The sequence below is a fragment of the Vibrio sp. TRT 17S01 genome (assembly GCF_050113695.1).
In the GTDB taxonomy this organism is placed as follows: Bacteria; Pseudomonadota; Gammaproteobacteria; order Enterobacterales; family Vibrionaceae; genus Vibrio.
This window is the reverse complement of the sequence record NZ_JBNJOG010000001.1, coordinates 421,595-439,814: the sequence shown is the minus strand read 5'-3', so window position 1 is coordinate 439,814 and position 18,220 is coordinate 421,595. Positions and strand designations below refer to the sequence as shown.

The following is an 18,220-nucleotide window of genomic DNA, read 5'->3' as shown; positions in this document are numbered from 1 at the left end:
GCTAACCGATTCTAAATTCAGTTTTTTGATATTGCTTCACTAGCCACTCTCCGAAGCCATCCAAAATGCCGACTACAGAACGTTTCGCAATCACTCGCCCAGTAAGCAAAATACCAAGCCGTTCTATTTCGACTTGTTTTTCTGGATAATAACGAAGAAATTGCTGACCACACTCGATAGGGTCTTCATACCAACATTTATCTTTATACATCACCAACGAATAGCTTGCTCTTAACAGTTTTTTGGCGATGATCTTCTGTGCTTTAATTTGCTCCGCATCCGTTGCAGAGCGAGCAATACGATGGCGGTATACCGCTACCCAGTCTTCCACGTCCATATTCCAGTGTTTTGCAATTTCCCAGCTTGGCTCGTAATCGCCAAAACATTCAGACAAATCTTCACCATAAATACAGACTGCACAATGTCGAAGTAAAAAACCCCACGAAAAGATACTGTCTAAGCTTGCGACTTCTTGAGCCAAAACCGTTTTAAATGCCACTTCCGTAATATGCGGATAGCTTTTTTGGAAACGCCACTTGATGGTGTTGTACAACGTCGCACGGGTATCACTAAAACTACGTTTTGAAACAACGATGATATCGAGATTGGAGAAACCGGGCCGCGCTTTTTTCCGTGCAACACTGCCGTATACATAAACACTGTGAAGGTTTTCTCCAAGTCCCCCTCTAAGGAGCTTTAAAATATCCTCCAACGCTGGCTGATACTCGGGTTGAAAGGGTTGTTGAGGGTCTATCACGGAAAGTAGCATGGACATAATGAATTGTGGGCTAGTTAAGTAATGTTCTCTCAGAGCTTCTGACGAATCAAGCATTTGATTCGTCTCTAGATACTCGTGTTTAGAAAATGAACCCTAGATACGAAATGTATGAGAACATTTTCAGACTTGAGTATATAATGCCGACCGAAACATCGATACATCTATGAAGGATAACTGTCATGCCAAAGGCAAGTGAGTTAAAAAAAGGCTTTGCGATTGAAAGCAATGGCAAAACACTACTGATTAAAGACATTGAAGTAACCACACCGGGTGGCCGTGGTGGTGCAAAAATCTACAAACTTCGTTGTACTGACCTTTCAACTGGCTCACGTGTTGATGAGCGTTACAAATCAGATGACGTTGTCGACACCGTTGACATGTACAAGCGTGCAGCTGCATTCTCTTATGTGGACGGCGATGAATACATTTTCATGGATAATGAAGATTACTCACAATTCACATTTAAACAGTCTGACATTGAAGATGAGCTACTGTTCATCACTGAAGAAATTCAAGGTTTGCACGTCATTTTAGTTAACGGTAATGCGGTTGCAATTGAACTACCAGCGTCAGTAGAACTCGTTATTGAAGAAACCGACCCTTCAATTAAAGGCGCGTCAGCTTCTGCACGAACTAAACCAGCTCGCTTCTCAACAGGGTTAGTCGTTCAAGTTCCTGAGTACATTGCGACAGGTGATCGCATTGTCGTGAACACCACAGAACGTAAATACATGAGCCGAGCATAACTATGTCTGATTTAATGTCCTACGATGACGCGATCGACACTGCATATGACATTTTTCTAGAAATGGCTCCTGATAATTTAGAAGCTGCGGATGTCATTATATTTACAGCACAATTTGAAGAGCGTGGTGCAGCAGAGCTAGTAGAAACTGGTGATGACTGGGCTGAACACGTAGGCTTTGATGTTGATAAAGACACTTACGCAGAGGTTCGCGTTGGATTAGTTAACGAGGAAAACGATGTGTTAGATGATGTATTTGCACGTCTACTCATTAGCCGAGATCCAGAACATAAGTTCTGCCACATTTTGTGGAAACGTGACTAAAACGAAAAACCCAAGTACGCGTACTTGGGTTTTTTCTTGGGTGCAGCTTAGCGTTAATGCATACTTACGCATACATCAAATCTAAGATCTAAAAGTAGAAAACCACGCAAAAACCACGTGGTCACTCAGATTATTTTTCAATCTTGATATTTTCTACTCGGGCTTTTAATTTTTGCCCTGGGCGGAAGGTCACTACTCGTCGAGCACTGATAGGAATATCTTCGCCTGTCTTCGGATTTCGACCCGGACGTTCATTTTTATCTCTAAGATCAAAATTACCAAATCCAGATAGTTTTACCTGTTCGCCACTTTCTAGTGCCTTACGAATTTCTTCGAAAAACGCCTCAACCGTTTCCTTGGCATCCCGTTTACTATATCCAAGCTTTTCAAACAGGTTCTCAGCCAGTTCGGCCTTTGTGAGCGCCATAAAACTTTCCTCAAAGCTGTGTTAAACATTGCTGCGAACTAAGCAGCACCAAAGCATTTCGCTTCGCCAATCAACAACATATCGGCTTTACCTTGGAAAGTGTATGCCAACCTTATGATTTACGCCAACTTTTTTAAGTAGGCATTGTAAATTCGTGAAATAAAACAAATAGATAGAAACGTATTGAAACAGTAAATATCAGTGATATTTATGGCATTCACAAGGCCAAACCAAAACAAAACACCAATTTAAAACCAATAAACAAAATTTAAAACTACGGAATGGAGTTTTGAAAATTTTGTGTAAAGTTAGATAAGACTTTATAACTCAAGGTGTTATTTAATAGGTTTCTATATGCACCTAATTTACAAAATGCTAGCTTATAAATACCTTGTACAACAAAATGGGGCTAAGCCCCATTTCATTAAAATCGGTATTCAAGAAGTTCGCCGTCCAGAGCCATCGGTATCAACAATGTTTGTTCGTCAATATTATAGTGAATATCACCAGCCCCTTGTGCCACATCAATAACAACCTTACTGTCCCCTTTTGAGCTCACTGAAAAAATCAAACCACGTTTCCAGTCAGATAGGATGAAGTCTCCATTTTTGTCTAATTGGATTCCATCTAGGTTGCCCAAAGGCTGCTTTGTTAATGAAGAAACCTGCTGTGAAGCTACATCGACTTTGAGTAAATTTCCATAAGGGGCTTTCAGTGGATTCCCATCACTAAATGAACCCCAAGCAGCAATGTATAGAGCATCACCAACAAATAGCATTCCATTTGGATTTTCTAATTTTGATGAACTTATCCACGAGCTGATCTCACCATCACTTAATTTGTAAATCGTGGACGTAAACATATCAGACACATAGATATCACCTGATTTGTCGATAGCAACGTCATTTAAGAACTCAGCTCCTTTCGGCTGATACTTTTTGATTGCGCCAGATCTTAAATCCACTTCCACCAAGTGCTTCATATCCCCGACATATAGAAAGTCACCTTTTACAGCGATGCCTTTTGGGTCTTGTAACCCAGAAGCAACCGTCGCAATAAACTTCTTATCCTGATTAAGAACAACTACAGAGCCATCCTCGTTTTTATTACCCGCTTGCAATGACACAAAGTAAACTTGGCGCTGTGAGTCATAAACCACGGATTCAGCCCCAGCCAGATCAGAAACATTGGTAATAAACTGAGGTTCTGCAATCGCCATGTGACTAAAAGTCAATGCAACTGTTGAAAGTAAAATATGTTTAATCATGTCATTCGTCTCCATTTATTTGACGAATGAATACTAGAGCCATTTACTTTGTTGATATATACATCATCAATTCAATCACTGTTTCCATATCGCAACAATCAGTGACATTCCATTTGTGTTTGCTTCTACATTAACGCTACACTGCTTCGCACTACTCTTAGCTTGCAATCTCGTATGAATGACGCCTTTATAGAACTGCAACACATATGGTTCGAAATCCAAACTCGGCGCTGGCAATCAATTGAACGTTTCTTATTTCCTTATTACGCCTATACACACCAACAAACGACTAAAAACAATAAGCCATGCTGGGAAACAATGAAACGAAATGCCCCTTTATCAACCAAATGTGCCGCTCGCGACTCTGGCCGATTAGTACCGTTGATACCCAATGACTGTATTGTCGGGCGGATAAAGTATCAGTCGAAGCAGGGATTACTTGAAACAAAGGACGCACTGAAGCAACTTCTCGATTCGTTGCAAGGCTATGTTGTGATTAGTGAGGAAGAATTTAGACAATTAAAAAATGCAGGCTTACTAAACGCAATGCCAAAAGAGTGGTATCTGGGATCAATGCAGTCAAACATTGCAAGACTGGATGCCGTCGGCATCCAGCTTGATGAAAAAAAGCCGCTTTAAGCGGCTTTTTTCTTATAGGAAGTGGAACGTTGCGTTTAGCGAGAAGTTCTTCACATCTTCTTCTTTCATCGAGTAAATGCTGTAGCTAGCACCTAGAGAAATAGGCCCCATGATGAAGTACTCGGCACCCACACCGTACATCGTATCAATTTCATCTTCATTGAAATTCGTACCGTTAATGCCTTTTAGCTCATATGAGTGTAAGCCCGCTTTCGCGTAAACATGAAGAGGACCAAAGTCAATGCTAGGTTTTGCTGCAAAGTAAACCGAGCGACCTTCTAGATTGATACCAGCCAAATTACCATAAGTGATGTTAGTAAACTCACCATGGTTTTGGTAACCCGCTTCCAGACCAATGAAAGGAAGAATACCTGTACCAACATGAACATTGTAACTCGTCGATGAATCACCACCCATGTCGCCTTGACCGACGCTTGCGCTACCGTAAATCCATGAGTCTGCTGAAGCCGTCGCTGATGCGCCAATTAAAGCAAGCGCTAGTAGTGTCTTTTTCATAATTAACCTTCTCTATGTGTTAATTTGACGACGAATAATGCGGCAACTGCTTGCCATTACGTGTCAAAATTCCGTGTTCTATTGAATTTGTTATATCGTATGCAAGTTATATACCCAAGTAAAATTAAATAACGTTATATTTCACCTAGGTATTGATTACTTAACATTCGTTAATCGCATTTTTGACTCGTTTATCTGAAACCGGATAAGGAGTACCCAATTGTTGTGCAAAGAAACTCACACGAAGCTCTTCGAGCATCCAGCGGATCTCTTTTACATTCTCCGGAACCACCATGCCTTTTGGAATTTTGTTGAGCAACTCTTTGTAGTCGCTCGTAACGGATTCCACTTTCAGCATGTGCAAACGGTCTTTGTTTGGATCGATCGGCAGCTTTTCCATACGACGTTCAATCGCGCGCATGTAACGCAGAATATCAGGCAGACGTTTCCAGCCACATTCTGTTGCGAAGCCTTTGAAGATCAGCCCTTCGATTTGTGCTTTGATGTCTGATAACGCGAACGCCATCGTGAAATCGATCTTACCTTTCAACTTCTTATTGATATTGAAGGCCGTCGTGAGAATGGTTTCCACTTGCTGTGCAATTTCCACCACAGTATCACCAAGTTCTGCGCGAACGTGTTCTTTTAGCGCGTCAAATTGCTCCGGTTCCCAAACCAAACCGCCCTGCTCTTCAATAAGCTTATCAACACCACAGGCAATACAGTCATCGATCAGATCCAGAACTTTACCGTAAGGGTTAAAGTATAAGCCGAGCTTTGATTTATTGGGCAAATTGCTGTGCAAATATTTTATCGGAGACGGCACGTTCAACAGAATCAGTCGTCGCTGACCCGCTTGCATTGCTGTGACCTGCTCGTATTCGGTCTCGTACAGTTTGATTTCAACACTGTCTTTAGCATCCACAATCGCTGGGTACGCTTTAACGTCGTAACCACCGCGTTTTTGTTGGTACACCTTAGGCAGTTCACCAAAGCTCCACGTATGCAGACCTTCTTGTTCGATATCGTCATCCGCTACTTTTGAAAGCGTTTCTTGAACTTTGTCTTTCAAGCTTTCTTTCAGTTCATGAAGATCTTTATTCTCCTTCAACTTGCGATTTCTATGGTCAACCGCACGGAATGTCACCTTCAAGTGCTCCGGAAGTTGGTCCATGTTCCAATCTTCACGCAATACTTCGACGCCCGTCATTCGGCGTAGCTCTTTCTCTAATGAGTCAAGCAAAGGCGCTTCCATCGGCGTAACACGAGCCAAAAATGCATCGGCGTAGTTTGGCGCAGGAACAAAGTTCTTACGCACTGTCTTCGGCAGCGATTTAATCAAGCTCACCACAAGCTCATGACGCAGACCTGGGATCTGCCAGTCAAAACCTGCAGGCTCAACTTGGTTCAAGATCGGCAGCGGTAAGTGAACTGTGACACCATCGCTGTCCTCGCCCGGCTCAAACTGGTAGCTCAGCTTAAGTTTCAGATTGTTTTGATGCCAGAAGTTCGGGTAATCCAAATCGGTAACGTGGCTTGCATCGCCCTTGAACAGCATCTCTTTCTCGAAGTTCAGCAGCTCTTTGTTGTCTTTCGATGCTTTCTTCCACCATGTATCGAAGTGTTTACCAGAAACCACTTCAGTGCCAACGCGTTGATCGTAGAAATCAAACAGTTCATCGTCATCGACCAAGATGTCACGGCGACGAGATTTGTGTTCAAGCTCTTCCACTTCTTGAAGAAGCTTACGGTTTTGCTTGAAGAACGCGTGCTTGGTTTCCCACTCACCTTCCACCAGCGCACTACGAATGAATAGTTCACGACTGACGGTTGGATCGATACTGCCGTAGTTCACCAAACGCTTCGGTACAATTGGCACGCCGTAAAGCATCACTTTCTCGTGTGCCATAACTGCTGCACGTTTCTTCGACCAATGTGGCTCGCTGTAGCTGCGCTTAATCAGGTGCTTCGCTAACGGTTCAATCCACTCAGGTTGAATCTTGGCGATGATACGACCCCAAAGTTTTGAGGTTTCCACCAACTCAGCAGACATGATCCACTTAGGCTGTTTCTTGAATAGACCTGATGCAGGGAAGATATGGAAACGAGCGTTACGCGCGCCTTGGTATTCATTCTTCTCTTGGTCTTTCATACCAATGTGTGACAACAAACCGACTAGGATTGAGCTGTGTACGCCATGGTAAGACGCAGGCTCATCGTTCAGTTTGAATTCCATTTCACGCATCGACTGGTGAATTTGGAAGTACACATCTTGCCACTCACGCACGCGCAAGTAGTTCAAGTAATCTTGTTTACATTGCTTGCGGAACTGGTTACCCGTTAGCGCTTTTTGCTGCTTCTGGATGTAATCCCACAGGTTCACAAACGTCAGAAAATCTGAGTCTTCATGGAAGAAACGTTTGTGCTTATCATCTGATGATTGCTGCTTGTCACTTGGACGCTCGCGCGGGTCTTGAATCGACAATGCCGCCGCGATGATCATCACTTCTTTCAACGCGCCTTGCTTTGGTGATTCCAATACCATACGTGCTAAACGTGGGTCGATTGGAAGGCGTGCAAGTTGGCGACCAATGCTGGTTAGACGTTTTTTCGCGTCCTTCGCTTCGGCGTTAATCGCACCCAGCTCTTCCAACAAGCGAACACCGTCTTGGATGTTACGTTTGTCAGGTGCTTCCACAAATGGGAAGGCTTGAATATCGCCCAAACCAAGTGCGGTCATCTGCAAGATAACCGACGCTAGGTTAGTACGCAGGATTTCAGGATCGGTAAACTCCGGACGTGACTCAAAATCTTCCTCTGAGTACAGACGAATACAGATACCCTCTTCCACACGACCACAACGACCTTTACGTTGGTTCGCACTCGCTTGAGAAACTGGCTCGATTGGAAGACGCTGAACTTTAGTACGGTAACTGTATCGGCTGATACGAGCTGTACCAGGGTCAATAACGTACTTGATGCCCGGAACCGTCAACGAGGTTTCTGCTACGTTGGTTGCCAGTACAATTCGGCGACCGGCATGAGGTTGGAAAATCTTGTTCTGCTCACCCGCCGACAAACGTGCGTAAAGCGGCACAATTTCCGTACTCTTCAGGTTACGTTTAGACAGTGCATCAGCGGTATCGCGGATCTCACGCTCACCGTTCATGAAGATTAGGATGTCACCTAACCCTTCATCGCACAGTTCATCTACCGCTTCGAAAATACCTTCAAGCTGATCACGATCGTTATCGTCGTCACCACGTAATGGACGGTAACGCGTTTCTACTGGGTAAGTGCGGCCCGAGACTTCAATGATTGGTGCATTGTTGAAGTGTTTTGAAAAACGCTCAGGGTCGATGGTTGCCGACGTGATGATCACTTTCAGATCAGGACGACGTGGTAGCAACTCTTTCAAGTAACCCAAAATGAAATCGATGTTAAGGCTGCGCTCGTGCGCTTCATCGATAATGATGGTATCGTATTGATTCAAGAAACGGTCATGCTGAATTTCAGCCAGCAAGATACCGTCCGTCATCAATTTGATTTGAGTGTTTTCAGAGATCTGATCGTTGAATCGAACCTTGTAACCAACAAACTCACCAAGCTTGGTTTCCATCTCTTCGGCAATACGGTTTGCAACCGAACGCGCCGCAAGTCGACGAGGCTGAGTGTGACCAATCAGACCGAACTTACCACGACCAAGCTCAGCACAGATTTTTGGCAGCTGAGTGGTTTTACCTGAACCAGTCTCACCCGCAACGATAACCACTTGGTTTTCTTCAATTGCTTTGGCAATGTCGTCGCGTTTCTGGCTGACTGGCAGGATTTCTGGGTATTCAATCGTTGGTTGTTGGCTGCCACGTTGCTCGGCAACCATCATAGATTTGGCAATATCCAGCGCAATTTCATCGAACACAGCGTTACGCGCTGTATCTTTCTTAATTTTGTTCGCACCGGAAATACGTTTGCTTAAGCGGAAGCGGTCACGCATCATGCACTGATTCAGTGCCTTGCGTAGTGATGCCGCACTATTCGCTTGAGCTTTCTGTTCTGTTTCGACAGATTTATTAGGCTGTGACGAAGTCAAAGCGTTTCCTATTTCTTTTCATTACATAAAACTGCGCGGATTGTATCACAGCTCTATGACTCCAAGTAACTTAGGGAAACGTAATATTAAAGGCGAGAATCACGTAGTAGATGCCTTCAAACAGGCTTCTAACACATGAGCTAGCGTCGAAGGTTGAAGTGAATGGTTCCTGTATAACAAGCACTGGCGCATTGTCCGCAACCTTTGCATTTGGCGGCGTCAATTTTAGGTTTGATATCATCTTGCCATTGCAAAGCATCATATGGGCAACTGTCCTCGCAACTGCCGCAATAACCGTATAAGTTTTCGCAGCTGTTCGAGATAGTGGCTATCAAGCCTGTAGACTCTGTTTGGTTTGAAAGTGCTAATGTAGGGCACGCCGACTTACACGCGCCGCATAAATCACATGCCGAGTAACTAATGTCTAACGCGGCAACGCCATCAACCATTTCTATGATTTGGCTTGGACATGCAGAAGCGCACTTTCCGCATCCATCACATAGCCTTGTGAACATCGACTCTTCCACCGCATAAGGCGGTCTCGCTTTAACACGAGGCTCTTGAGCTTGTTCCACTGGCGCGCGACGGAACGAAAACAGACGTCGCTTGCTTAGATCAACCGATTCAGACTGGCGCATCCGAGTAATCTCTCTTTGCTGGCACAACGACTTGGTATTGCTCACTCAAGGATTGAAGTAATTCTTCAGTAAGGTTCGACAGTTTTGAGTAAGGCGTGAGAGTCACCGCTTTTTTGAAGCGCTTGTTGAAAAAACCAAACCACGTCATCAAGTGTTCGCGCAGCATTTCAGCCGCCAGTTTTTGCTGTTCAGTTTCAATCAACATGCCTAACACCATCAGCATCAAGCCGATCTGGTCTTCTGGCTCACGTTGGTCAGATTCCAAAGCAAAACCACAACGCTGCAAGAAGTAACGATATTCAATGGTTGATTCACCAAACAACACTGCTTCTTTATCTAGATAAGCCGACCCCCAAGGTGGCGCTGGCATCTCACCAATACCGGAAAACATGCGATCGTGCTCCATTTGCAGTACCTCTTCGCTCTCGCTTTGAAAGCTGCGTAGCATGTCATTAAGCGCTTCGATTGGTGTGTCAGTATTGCTCAGCAACGTATCGAGATTTGTCGCTGGGTAATCTTTTGGCTGGTAGTAAAACAGTGCACCAAACAGCTTAAGAACGATGCTGGTATCTTGTGGTTCAAGTTGAGAAATTTGCATGAAGTACCTTTGATGACTGGTGTTTTTATTCTTCGATTAAGTAAAACGGAAAAGAGGTGGGACGAACACTCGCCCCCCTCCATTAATGGTTATCAGTACAAATAACGGTTATTAGTACAAACCAGATGTAAAGTGCATGCCGTAGAACACGTTGCGACCCAGAATCTCTGCAACGAACAAGGCAACGAATGCCACGATAACCAGCAAGTTCTTCTGACGACCTTCTGCAGTAAACAACTCAGCGAATACCCAAAGAGCAGCAGCAACCACAAGCAACAGCACGTGACCGGCAACATAGCCAGATAACATGGTGATTTGATCCAAGCCACTGTGAATCGCCGTTGAGATACCTGCGAAGTAAATCGTCTGCATTACTGAGAACGCTAGGTTCAGCGCAATCAGACTGACACCAGCCCACATAAGGCGACGATTGGTTTTCTCAGCCGTCACGTCCAATACGTTGATCAGCGTGTAACCAAACATTAGGCCTGAAGTCACGACCGTGAACCAAAACGCAACCGTTGTCATTGGTGAGTACCATGCTGGTACCGTTTCGATTTGGTAAACATTTGCCATCGCGAACATGAAAATCACGCCAACCACGATAGACAACCAGTTCACAATTTTGCGAACGCCTTCGCTGCCGATTTTTAGAATCGTTAGCAACCAGTACAAACCCGCTAGAGACAAGAAGCTTGCACCCGTTAAGATCTCGTTAGATAGCGCTGCACTGCCAACACGGTTTAATGCGTTGAAGGCACGAAGTGGGCTACCTAAGTGAGTGGTTGAGAACAAGAAACCCAACCCCATTACAACCAAAATAGCGAAACGGGCGATGTTCATACGAGGTTCTGTCACGCGTGGTGGCTTACCGAATTTCTCGAACGCGTTAACCGTTAAGTGCGCGCCAACCGCAGTTTGAGCAAGAACCGTAAAGGCAACTAATGGTGCTTCGTATAACATTATTTCACCTCTCTTGGATTCTGTAGGAAACCAGTGCGGTCATTGGTTGGACGACCATTTGGATTCAGCTTCACGATAAGGTTCGGGCTAGTAATGCGAGAATCTGGCAGTGGTGCCACATCCGCGTTTGAACCGTATTTCGCGCGTAGCTCATCAATTGGACCAAACTCAATCGCACGCAATGGACAGCTGTCCACACAGATCGGCATTAAACCTTCTGCGACACGTTCGTAACAGCCATCACACTTAGTCATGTGACCTTTTTCTTCGCTGTATTGAGGCGCACCGTATGGACATGCCATGTGACAAGATTTACAGCCAATACACACGCTTTCATCGACAACAACAAAGCCGTCTTCTTCACGCTTGTGCATTGCACCTGATGGACAAACCTTGGTACACGCTGGGTTAGTACAGTGGTTACAAGAGATCGATAGGTAATACGCGAACACGTTTTGACGGAACGCGCCGTTTTCTTCTGTCCAGTTGCCGCCTACGTATTCGTAAACACGACGGAAGTTACGGTCGATACCCAGATCTTTGTTGTCTTTACAAGAGAGCTGACATGTTTTGCAGCCAGTACATTTGCTTGAATCAATGTAAAAGCCATACTGCTTCGCTGTGCTCATTATTTAGCCCCCATTTTCTTAATTAGCGTCACTTCAACGAGGTTGGTATGGCTCGGGTTTGATTTTGCCAACGGGCTCGGACGTTGTGTCGTCAGTACGTTGATTGAACCCGCTTGGTCAACACCTTTTGCGTTTGGTGCATACCATGCGCCCTCACCTAAACCAACCACATGCGGCATGATGCGTGGGGTCACTTTTACACGAACGTTCATTTCACCGAACTTGCTGCGCACGCTGACCAAATCGCCGTTATCAATATTGCGAGAAGCCGCATCGACTGGGTTGATCCAAAGCTCTTGTGGTGCCGCTGCTTTTAGGATGTCGACGTTGCCGTACGTAGAGTGCGCACGAGCTTTGTAGTGGAAGCCCGTCAACTGAAGTGGGAACTCTTTACGATCTGGCGAATCCCAGCCGTTGAACGTCGAAACGTATTCAGGCAATGGCTTGATGGACTCATCTTCGTCCAGTTCCCATTCTTCGTTGATCTTCGCTAACGTCTCTGAGTAGATCTCAATCTTACCTGACGGTGAAGGCAACGGATTCGCTTCTGGGTCACGACGGAAATCTTCAAACGCCACATATGGACGGTCGAATTGCTTCTTGTAGATGCCCTGCTTTCTCATCTCATCGTAAGACGGTAGGTTTGGATCGTTGTTTTGTTTAACGGTCTCAGCATACATCCACTGTAGCCACTCTTCTTGAGTGCGACCTTCAGTAAATTCATCAAACACGCCCATGCGCTTCGCCACACCAGACATGATGTCGTAGATTGGCTTACATTCGAAACGAGGTTGAATCGCTTGGCTTGCAAAGATGAAGTAAGGCATTGATGCAGCAGCACCATCCATACAGAAATCTGACTGCTCTGACGTTGTACAGTCTGGCAGTACGATATCGGCATACTTCGCAGACGACGTCATGTGGTTGTCGATCACCACAATCATTTCACACGCTTTTTCATCTTGAAGAATTTCGTGTGTGCGGTTGATATCTGAGTGTTGGTTAATCAGACAGTTACCTGCGTAGTTCCAAATGAACTTGATGTTGTTTTGTAGCTTCTGAACGCCTTTAATGCCGTCAGTAAGATCGGTCATCTCTGTGCCGCGGAAAATCGCGTCTGTCCAAAGGAACATTGGGATGGAAGCGCTGATCGGGTTTGGCACTTTCGGGAAGCGTTGGAATGGGTATGAGTGGTTACCCTCACGAGCACCAGTACCACCACCTTGTAGACCAACCTGACCACGAAGCAGAGACAGCATCATGATCGCTTTACACGCTTGCTCACCGTTTGCTGAACGTTGTAGACCCCAACCTTGGGTGATGTAAATGCGTTTTGCATCGCCGATTTCACGCGCAAGTTTCAAGATCACATCAGCAGGAATACCTGTGATTGGCTGAGCCCACTCTGGCGTTTTCTCGATACCATCCGGACCTGTGCCCATGATGTAATCTTTGTAGCTGCCGTTTTCTGGCGCTGACGCAGGCAGAGTTTTACGGTCGTAACCCACACAGTAGCGATCAAGGAAATCTTGGTCGACTTTGTCTTCCGTAATCAATACATGTGCGATAGCAGCGATCAATGCTGCGTCAGTACCATGCTTGATTGGTACCCATTGGTCTTCACGACCAGCGGCAGTATCTGTGTAACGAGGGTCGATACAGATCGTACGTGTGTGGCTGATGTTTTTTGCGTCCACGTAGTTATGAACCTGACCACCGCCCGACATACGAGTTTCTGCAGGGTTGTTACCAAACATCAGACAAAGATCTGCGTTTTGTACGTCGTCAATCGAGTTGTTGTCTACCCAAGTGCCATAGAAATACTCAGACATACATTCGATGTTTGCTGCTGAGTAGTCACCATAGTGGTTCAGGTAGCCACCACAAAGGTTCATCATACGTGCAACCAATGTCGCGCTCGGATCCCAACTCTTAGTTACCGTACCACCCAAGGTACCCGTACCGTAGTTTAGGTAAACCGCGTCATTACCGTAATCTTTAATGATGCGTTTTAGGTTGTTACCAATGAGGTCAAAGGCTTCATCCCAAGAGATGCGTTTGAACTTACCTTCACCACGTTTACCAACGCGAAGCAGTGGGTATTTCAAACGGTCTGGCGAGTAAACACGGCGACGCATAGAGCGACCACGCAAACAAGCACGAACTTGGTGGCTCTGATTAAATACATCTTTGCCTGTGTTATCAGTTTCTACCCATTTGATTTCACCATCGACCACGTGCATACGCAGCGGACAACGAGAACCACAGTTAACCGTACATGCCGACCAGACAATTTTTTCATCTGGTTTTGCTGGCGTTTCTTTGGCAACCGCTTTAGTTGAAAAAGGCAGCGAAAGTGAACTTCCTGCTACCGCAAGTGCGCCCAGTGCAGACCCACCCTTTAATGCATCTCTTCGGGTGAGATTAAATTTACCATTTTTATTCATGGCTTATTCCTAATATTCAGTCACTACTAGCAAATAAGTAATAGCGGCGACTTACCAAGGGATTAATAAAAGCGATGCGGATAGAAAAAATTATTTTTAATTGCTCAATTTTAAATTCAAAGCAATGCTCAATGGACAACAAGACGAAGAGTAAAGCTAAGCCGCATCATCGGTGGGCTTATCCTTGATGATCTTGTAGAGATTAAAATTGACGTTTATCAATTAATGGCAAGAGTTTTTGCAACCTTATATTCCAAAATAAATTTCATTATTGAAATAATAATTAAATTATAAATAAAAGCTAAATATATAGGTCACGACAAAAGAATAACGAAAGAAATATATAATCAGGAAATATTGAATAATAGAAAGATAAATCGTTATCATTTAGCCCTGAATAGTTTCAGGGCTAAATTAATAATAATTAGAAGTCAAACTGGACGTAAATCGTGTTGTAGTTACTGCCACCTTTGATCCGGCCATACTGAGAGGATTTCTCAAAGATAGCGCTTCGGTGATGGAGCGAATAACCAAACCACACATGCTTAAAATCACTGTTATTGAACAGATCTCCAGCATTAACATCAAAGGAGAAGTCGAGGTAATTTAAGAGATTACTCGGCGTATAACCTTTTTCATCCATCTCGGTTTGTTCGATATAGGTAATGTTGTCAACGTAAGACATCCCTTCCGCAACCCCGAAGCGCCATGTTGTTGGCCAATTGAAAGTGTAATAAGCCTTAATTGCTGCCACGTATTCGGTACTTGAAGATTGAACGTTCGAGCGCCAATGGTGAACAACCCCTGGCGTTAAATAAATATCGAGCGGCAAACCAAACAACTCATCAGTCAAAGGGTGTCCATAAAAGAAAGACGTCAGTTGGTTATTATGCGGATCTTTTTCCGTGTTGAACTTCATAATATCGCCAATATTCGATGGCGTTGCCCAGCCGTGTGCCACCCGAAGGTAACGTTTATGACTTAGTTCAGATTTGCGTGGTTTAGATTGGTCATTAAAAAAACCGAAACCTAAAAAGACCTCACCTTGGTAGCGATCCTCGATTGCACTAGCGCTATAGGCATTTTCGTCCAATCGAGTGATGCTCGCACCACTTAGTAGATATAAGTTCGACATCACGTGATATCGCGCATCCAAGCCGATGGTTGCATCAATCCCAGCCCCTATTTTCTGGCCACTATAATCAGAAAGCGCGTAATACTGGCTGTTAAAGTCCGCATCTTTGTAACGTAGAGTCACCCTTGGCTTTAGCTGCCAATCTTCCATCTCCACTTCACCTCCCAGCGTGAGGTTAGCGTGGAAACGAAACTTCTTGTCACTCATGATTTCGCCATCTAAATGCCAAGAGTCATCAAGTCGATATCTCAATCGCCCACCAAAGTCTGCCGAATCACCCTGATTTGCATTTTGTGATGATGCGGGGATATCAACAAAACGTAAGCGAGTTAACGCACTCAATTCAAACTGCTTGTCCTCTGTCGAATACAGGTAAGCACCACCTTCTAGCCCATCAATGAACACATGCTCATTTTCAAAAAACATCATCGGAACAAAGGTACTTACTGACTGGTCGCCATCCCCTGTAGCAAACGGAATAGACGCAACACGAGCAACGGCTGCAATGCCCCACTCTTGCTCTTGTACCACACGCGTAATGGCTTCCTCTGCGAATGCTGAACTAGAGAATCCTGCTCCTACTAAACCACTTAATAGGATTAACTTATTGTTTGTTATCATTTTATGCTCTGAAAATATCGGCAACGCGCTCACTTTATAAATAAATGAGTCACTAATACTTAGGTTTCAGGTCGATTCGCCGTTACAATAAAAAGATATAAATACTCTTACTGAATGATCGTGAAAGCGTCTGAACTTAAAAATATCTTAAATACTTTGCCTGAAGGTATAGACCCGAACATTGTAACAGGTGATGAATGGTTACCGGAACTATTAGTTCACACCCGCCTTGAGGATGAACATCTATTTCTGGAGTTTGATAATGCACCAGAAGACATTCAAGGAGACAATGAAGGACGGGGCTTCGTCTCACATGAAGTGGAGATGATCCGTCATCGTTTTGAACAAATTCTGGATGACTCCAGTGATACGAAAACTAAAGCAGACGCCATGCTTGCGCTTTTTTTGATGGGTCATGAGCTTTCCAGCTCTGAAATCATTGAGATTCTAGAAGACCCTGCCGTTCCAGAAGATCCAGCTGAGGAATGATGACCACCGACTCGAGCTTACCGCTATTTTTGGCAGGACCTATTCTGCGTAAAGCCACAACGACTGAGCTGGTGTTCTGGGGTGTCACTTCAGAACCGATAGACGGTGCGTTTCACCTTTACCTAGAACCTGACATGGGTGAGGTTTTCTGCCAAGAATTGAGCAGCTCGGAGCCGTTTCAAGTTGGTAAGAAGGCGTATCTTTACCTATGGCAGTTTCATGGACACTTTCCAGAATACACTGCACTGAGTTACGAGTTTGTCACTCAGCGCGGCCCGTTATCTGCGCTCATCCCCTCTCTTTGTTATCAAGAGGAAAATCGACCTACTTTTGTCATCTCTTCGAAAGCTGATTACATTTTGCATGGCTCATGTCGAAATCCACATCACTCCAGTCCAGATGCTCTTGCTGCCGCAGATAAAAAAGTGGCTCAGCAACCCTTGGAGCAACGGCCTGATTTACTGATGATGAGCGGTGACCAGATCTACGCCGATCACGTCGCGTTACCTATGTTAGATGCCATTCAGCAAGTGATTGCGTTGTTGGGATTACCAGAAGAAGCCTTTACCCAAGCTCCGATTGAAAACAGCCAAGCGCTGTACCAACATAAACATAACTATGCAGGACGAGAGCAGCTACTGCCTCACTATGTAGATGAAGACGGTTTATTGGCAAAGCTTTTGCCAAAACGTGGCATCCCGATTTTTAGTTCACGTGACTGTGAAAACCATCTGATCACCTTCGCCGAATTCTTTGCGATGTACTTGTTAAACTGGTCACCTGAATTGTGGAACTACATTCAAAGAGAACGCTTACTCGAACAACAGTTTACTCACGCAGAACGCACACTATCACCGAAATGGCAGCAGCAGTGGCGTGAAGAGAAGGTCAATATCGATCAGTTTGTCGAGGATTTGCCTAACGTTCGCCGATTGATGGCTCATATCCCGACTTACATGATTTTTGATGATCATGACATTACGGATGACTGGAACCTCACTGTGGGCTGGGAAAAAGCTGCTTACACCAACCCGTTTTCTAAGCGAATTATTGGTAATGGACTGATCGCCTATTGGCTCTGCCAAGGTTGGGGCAATGAGCCAGCACATTTTCCTGACGAGTTAAAAGACTTAACCGCACGTTACCTAAAGGTTCCTGAGCCACAACATCAAGATGAACTGATCCAGTATTTATTTACCTTTGAGCGTTGGCATTACACCATTCAAACCACCCCTAAGGTGGTTGTGTTGGACACGCGAACCCGTCGATGGCGCTCCGAATCTCGAATGAATAAACCTTCTGGGCTGATGGACTGGGAAGCTCTGATCGAATTTCAGCAGGAATTAATGCACCAAGATAAAGTGATTGTGGTTTCTGCTGCTCCTATGTTCGGCGTCAAGTTTATTGAAGCACTACAACGGGGAATGACTTGGCTTGGCTATCCACTGCTGATTGATGCGGAAAACTGGATGGCGCATCCGGGAAGTGCGAACACCTTGATCAGTATTTTTACTCATACCAAAACGCCCACTAATTTTGTGATTCTCTCAGGTGATGTGCACTATTCTTTCGCCTACGATATCAAGCTGCGATTTCGTGGCAACAGCCCGAATATTTATCAAATCACCTGCAGCGGATTTAAGAACCAATTTCCAGAGCCATTACTCACGCTGTGCGATTTTATGGACCGATGGCTCTATTCTCCACGTTCCCCACTGAATTTCTTCACCAAACGAAAGCGATTAAAGATTTATAAGCGCGATCCCGATTCGCCGGGGCACAAACGGCTTGTAAATAGCAGTGCCATAGGAGAACTCACATTGGACGCTCAAGGCAAACCAAAGCAGATTTCTATTCTCACTGGGCATGGTGAGACGATTGAGTTTATGCCAATTAAACGAATCGAGTAAGACT

The 18,220-nt window shown here is 44.8% G+C and carries 16 protein-coding genes; 5 read left to right on the top strand and 11 right to left on the bottom strand.

Annotation, left to right across the window (positions count from 1 at the left end):
- Window position 1 precedes the first annotated feature (1 nt).
- Window positions 2-769: a nucleotidyltransferase domain-containing protein gene (locus tag ACQEXS_RS01955; protein WP_427012821.1), complete on the bottom strand. Its 768-nt coding sequence runs from the start codon at window positions 767-769 to the stop codon at window positions 2-4.
- A 188-nt stretch (window positions 770-957) separates the two neighbouring features.
- Here ACQEXS_RS01955 and yeiP point away from each other — a divergent pair, with 188 nt between their 5' ends.
- Both yeiP and ACQEXS_RS01945 read left to right on the top strand, forming a co-directional pair.
- Window positions 958-1,524 carry an elongation factor P-like protein YeiP gene (gene yeiP / locus ACQEXS_RS01950; RefSeq protein ID WP_367988837.1) on the top strand — a complete coding sequence of 189 codons (567 nt, stop codon included), beginning with the start codon at window positions 958-960 and terminating at the stop codon, window positions 1,522-1,524.
- Window positions 1,525-1,526: 2 nt separating this feature from the next.
- A complete protein-coding gene (locus ACQEXS_RS01945; RefSeq protein ID WP_367988835.1) occupies window positions 1,527-1,847 on the top strand; it encodes an HI1450 family dsDNA-mimic protein in 321 nt (106 codons plus the stop codon).
- Between the two features lie 130 nt (window positions 1,848-1,977).
- On the opposite strand, the gene ihfA is transcribed toward ACQEXS_RS01945, so the two are convergent.
- The gene (gene ihfA / locus ACQEXS_RS01940; RefSeq protein WP_367988834.1) at window positions 1,978-2,274 is read right to left on the bottom strand and encodes an integration host factor subunit alpha; all 297 of its coding nucleotides are present in this window, start codon (window positions 2,272-2,274) and stop codon (window positions 1,978-1,980) included.
- A gap of 424 nt (window positions 2,275-2,698) precedes the next feature.
- On the bottom strand, window positions 2,699-3,541 hold the full coding sequence (locus ACQEXS_RS01935; protein WP_427012615.1) for an SMP-30/gluconolactonase/LRE family protein: 843 nt from the start codon (window positions 3,539-3,541) through the stop codon (window positions 2,699-2,701).
- A 174-nt stretch (window positions 3,542-3,715) separates the two neighbouring features.
- On the opposite strand from ACQEXS_RS01935, the gene ACQEXS_RS01930 reads away from it, so the two are divergent.
- Window positions 3,716-4,180 (top strand): hypothetical protein, encoded by a 465-nt coding sequence (locus ACQEXS_RS01930; protein ID WP_427012614.1) that lies wholly within the window; start codon window positions 3,716-3,718, stop codon window positions 4,178-4,180.
- A 12-nt stretch (window positions 4,181-4,192) separates the two neighbouring features.
- Here the strand turns inward: ACQEXS_RS01930 and ACQEXS_RS01925 are convergent, their stop codons facing one another.
- From ACQEXS_RS01925 to ACQEXS_RS01890, 8 genes are all read right to left on the bottom strand, one after another.
- Window positions 4,193-4,696, bottom strand: coding sequence for a porin family protein (locus ACQEXS_RS01925; RefSeq protein ID WP_367988831.1), 504 nt, complete (start codon window positions 4,694-4,696; stop codon window positions 4,193-4,195).
- A gap of 160 nt (window positions 4,697-4,856) precedes the next feature.
- Window positions 4,857-8,786, bottom strand: coding sequence for an ATP-dependent RNA helicase HrpA (gene hrpA, locus ACQEXS_RS01920; RefSeq protein ID WP_427012613.1), 3,930 nt, complete (start codon window positions 8,784-8,786; stop codon window positions 4,857-4,859).
- A gap of 140 nt (window positions 8,787-8,926) precedes the next feature.
- The gene (locus ACQEXS_RS01915; RefSeq protein ID WP_427012612.1) at window positions 8,927-9,424 is read right to left on the bottom strand and encodes a 4Fe-4S binding protein; all 498 of its coding nucleotides are present in this window, start codon (window positions 9,422-9,424) and stop codon (window positions 8,927-8,929) included.
- Window positions 9,411-10,022 (bottom strand): TorD/DmsD family molecular chaperone, encoded by a 612-nt coding sequence (locus ACQEXS_RS01910; RefSeq protein WP_427012611.1) that lies wholly within the window; start codon window positions 10,020-10,022, stop codon window positions 9,411-9,413. The genes ACQEXS_RS01915 and ACQEXS_RS01910 overlap by 14 nt, the downstream gene beginning before the upstream one ends.
- A 111-nt stretch (window positions 10,023-10,133) precedes the next feature.
- Window positions 10,134-10,985, bottom strand: coding sequence for a dimethyl sulfoxide reductase anchor subunit family protein (locus ACQEXS_RS01905; protein WP_427012610.1), 852 nt, complete (start codon window positions 10,983-10,985; stop codon window positions 10,134-10,136).
- A complete protein-coding gene (locus ACQEXS_RS01900; protein WP_005483443.1) occupies window positions 10,985-11,614 on the bottom strand; it encodes a DMSO/selenate family reductase complex B subunit in 630 nt (209 codons plus the stop codon). Before ACQEXS_RS01900 ends, ACQEXS_RS01905 begins: the two co-directional genes overlap by 1 nt.
- Window positions 11,614-14,061 (bottom strand): DmsA/YnfE/YnfF family dimethyl sulfoxide reductase, encoded by a 2,448-nt coding sequence (locus ACQEXS_RS01895; RefSeq protein WP_427012609.1) that lies wholly within the window; start codon window positions 14,059-14,061, stop codon window positions 11,614-11,616. The genes ACQEXS_RS01900 and ACQEXS_RS01895 overlap by 1 nt, the downstream gene beginning before the upstream one ends.
- A gap of 424 nt (window positions 14,062-14,485) precedes the next feature.
- Window positions 14,486-15,817, bottom strand: coding sequence for a MipA/OmpV family protein (locus ACQEXS_RS01890; RefSeq protein WP_427012608.1), 1,332 nt, complete (start codon window positions 15,815-15,817; stop codon window positions 14,486-14,488).
- 120 nt (window positions 15,818-15,937) lie between these two features.
- On the opposite strand from ACQEXS_RS01890, the gene ACQEXS_RS01885 reads away from it, so the two are divergent.
- Entirely contained in the window at window positions 15,938-16,306 is a 369-nt protein-coding gene (locus tag ACQEXS_RS01885; RefSeq protein ID WP_427010236.1) for a hypothetical protein, read from the top strand.
- Window positions 16,306-18,216, top strand: coding sequence for an alkaline phosphatase D family protein (locus ACQEXS_RS01880; RefSeq protein WP_427012820.1), 1,911 nt, complete (start codon window positions 16,306-16,308; stop codon window positions 18,214-18,216). Before ACQEXS_RS01885 ends, ACQEXS_RS01880 begins: the two co-directional genes overlap by 1 nt.
- Window positions 18,217-18,220 lie beyond the last annotated feature (4 nt).

What these genes read in the sequence shown, in the direction of transcription:
- ACQEXS_RS01955 (WP_427012821.1), bottom strand. Translation starts at nt 769, where the DNA reads ATGCTACTTTCCGTGATAGACCCTCAACAACCCTTTCAACCCGAGTAT.
- yeiP (WP_367988837.1), top strand. Translation starts at nt 958, where the DNA reads ATGCCAAAGGCAAGTGAGTTAAAAAAAGGCTTTGCGATTGAAAGCAAT.
- ACQEXS_RS01945 (WP_367988835.1), top strand. Translation starts at nt 1,527, where the DNA reads ATGTCTGATTTAATGTCCTACGATGACGCGATCGACACTGCATATGAC.
- ihfA (WP_367988834.1), bottom strand. Translation starts at nt 2,274, where the DNA reads ATGGCGCTCACAAAGGCCGAACTGGCTGAGAACCTGTTTGAAAAGCTT.
- ACQEXS_RS01935 (WP_427012615.1), bottom strand. Translation starts at nt 3,541, where the DNA reads ATGATTAAACATATTTTACTTTCAACAGTTGCATTGACTTTTAGTCAC.
- ACQEXS_RS01930 (WP_427012614.1), top strand. Translation starts at nt 3,716, where the DNA reads ATGAATGACGCCTTTATAGAACTGCAACACATATGGTTCGAAATCCAA.
- ACQEXS_RS01925 (WP_367988831.1), bottom strand. Translation starts at nt 4,696, where the DNA reads ATGAAAAAGACACTACTAGCGCTTGCTTTAATTGGCGCATCAGCGACG.
- ACQEXS_RS01915 (WP_427012612.1), bottom strand. Translation starts at nt 9,424, where the DNA reads ATGCGCCAGTCTGAATCGGTTGATCTAAGCAAGCGACGTCTGTTTTCG.
- ACQEXS_RS01910 (WP_427012611.1), bottom strand. Translation starts at nt 10,022, where the DNA reads ATGCAAATTTCTCAACTTGAACCACAAGATACCAGCATCGTTCTTAAG.
- ACQEXS_RS01905 (WP_427012610.1), bottom strand. Translation starts at nt 10,985, where the DNA reads ATGTTATACGAAGCACCATTAGTTGCCTTTACGGTTCTTGCTCAAACT.
- ACQEXS_RS01900 (WP_005483443.1), bottom strand. Translation starts at nt 11,614, where the DNA reads ATGAGCACAGCGAAGCAGTATGGCTTTTACATTGATTCAAGCAAATGT.
- ACQEXS_RS01895 (WP_427012609.1), bottom strand. Translation starts at nt 14,061, where the DNA reads ATGAATAAAAATGGTAAATTTAATCTCACCCGAAGAGATGCATTAAAG.
- ACQEXS_RS01890 (WP_427012608.1), bottom strand. Translation starts at nt 15,817, where the DNA reads ATGATAACAAACAATAAGTTAATCCTATTAAGTGGTTTAGTAGGAGCA.
- ACQEXS_RS01880 (WP_427012820.1), top strand. Translation starts at nt 16,306, where the DNA reads ATGACCACCGACTCGAGCTTACCGCTATTTTTGGCAGGACCTATTCTG.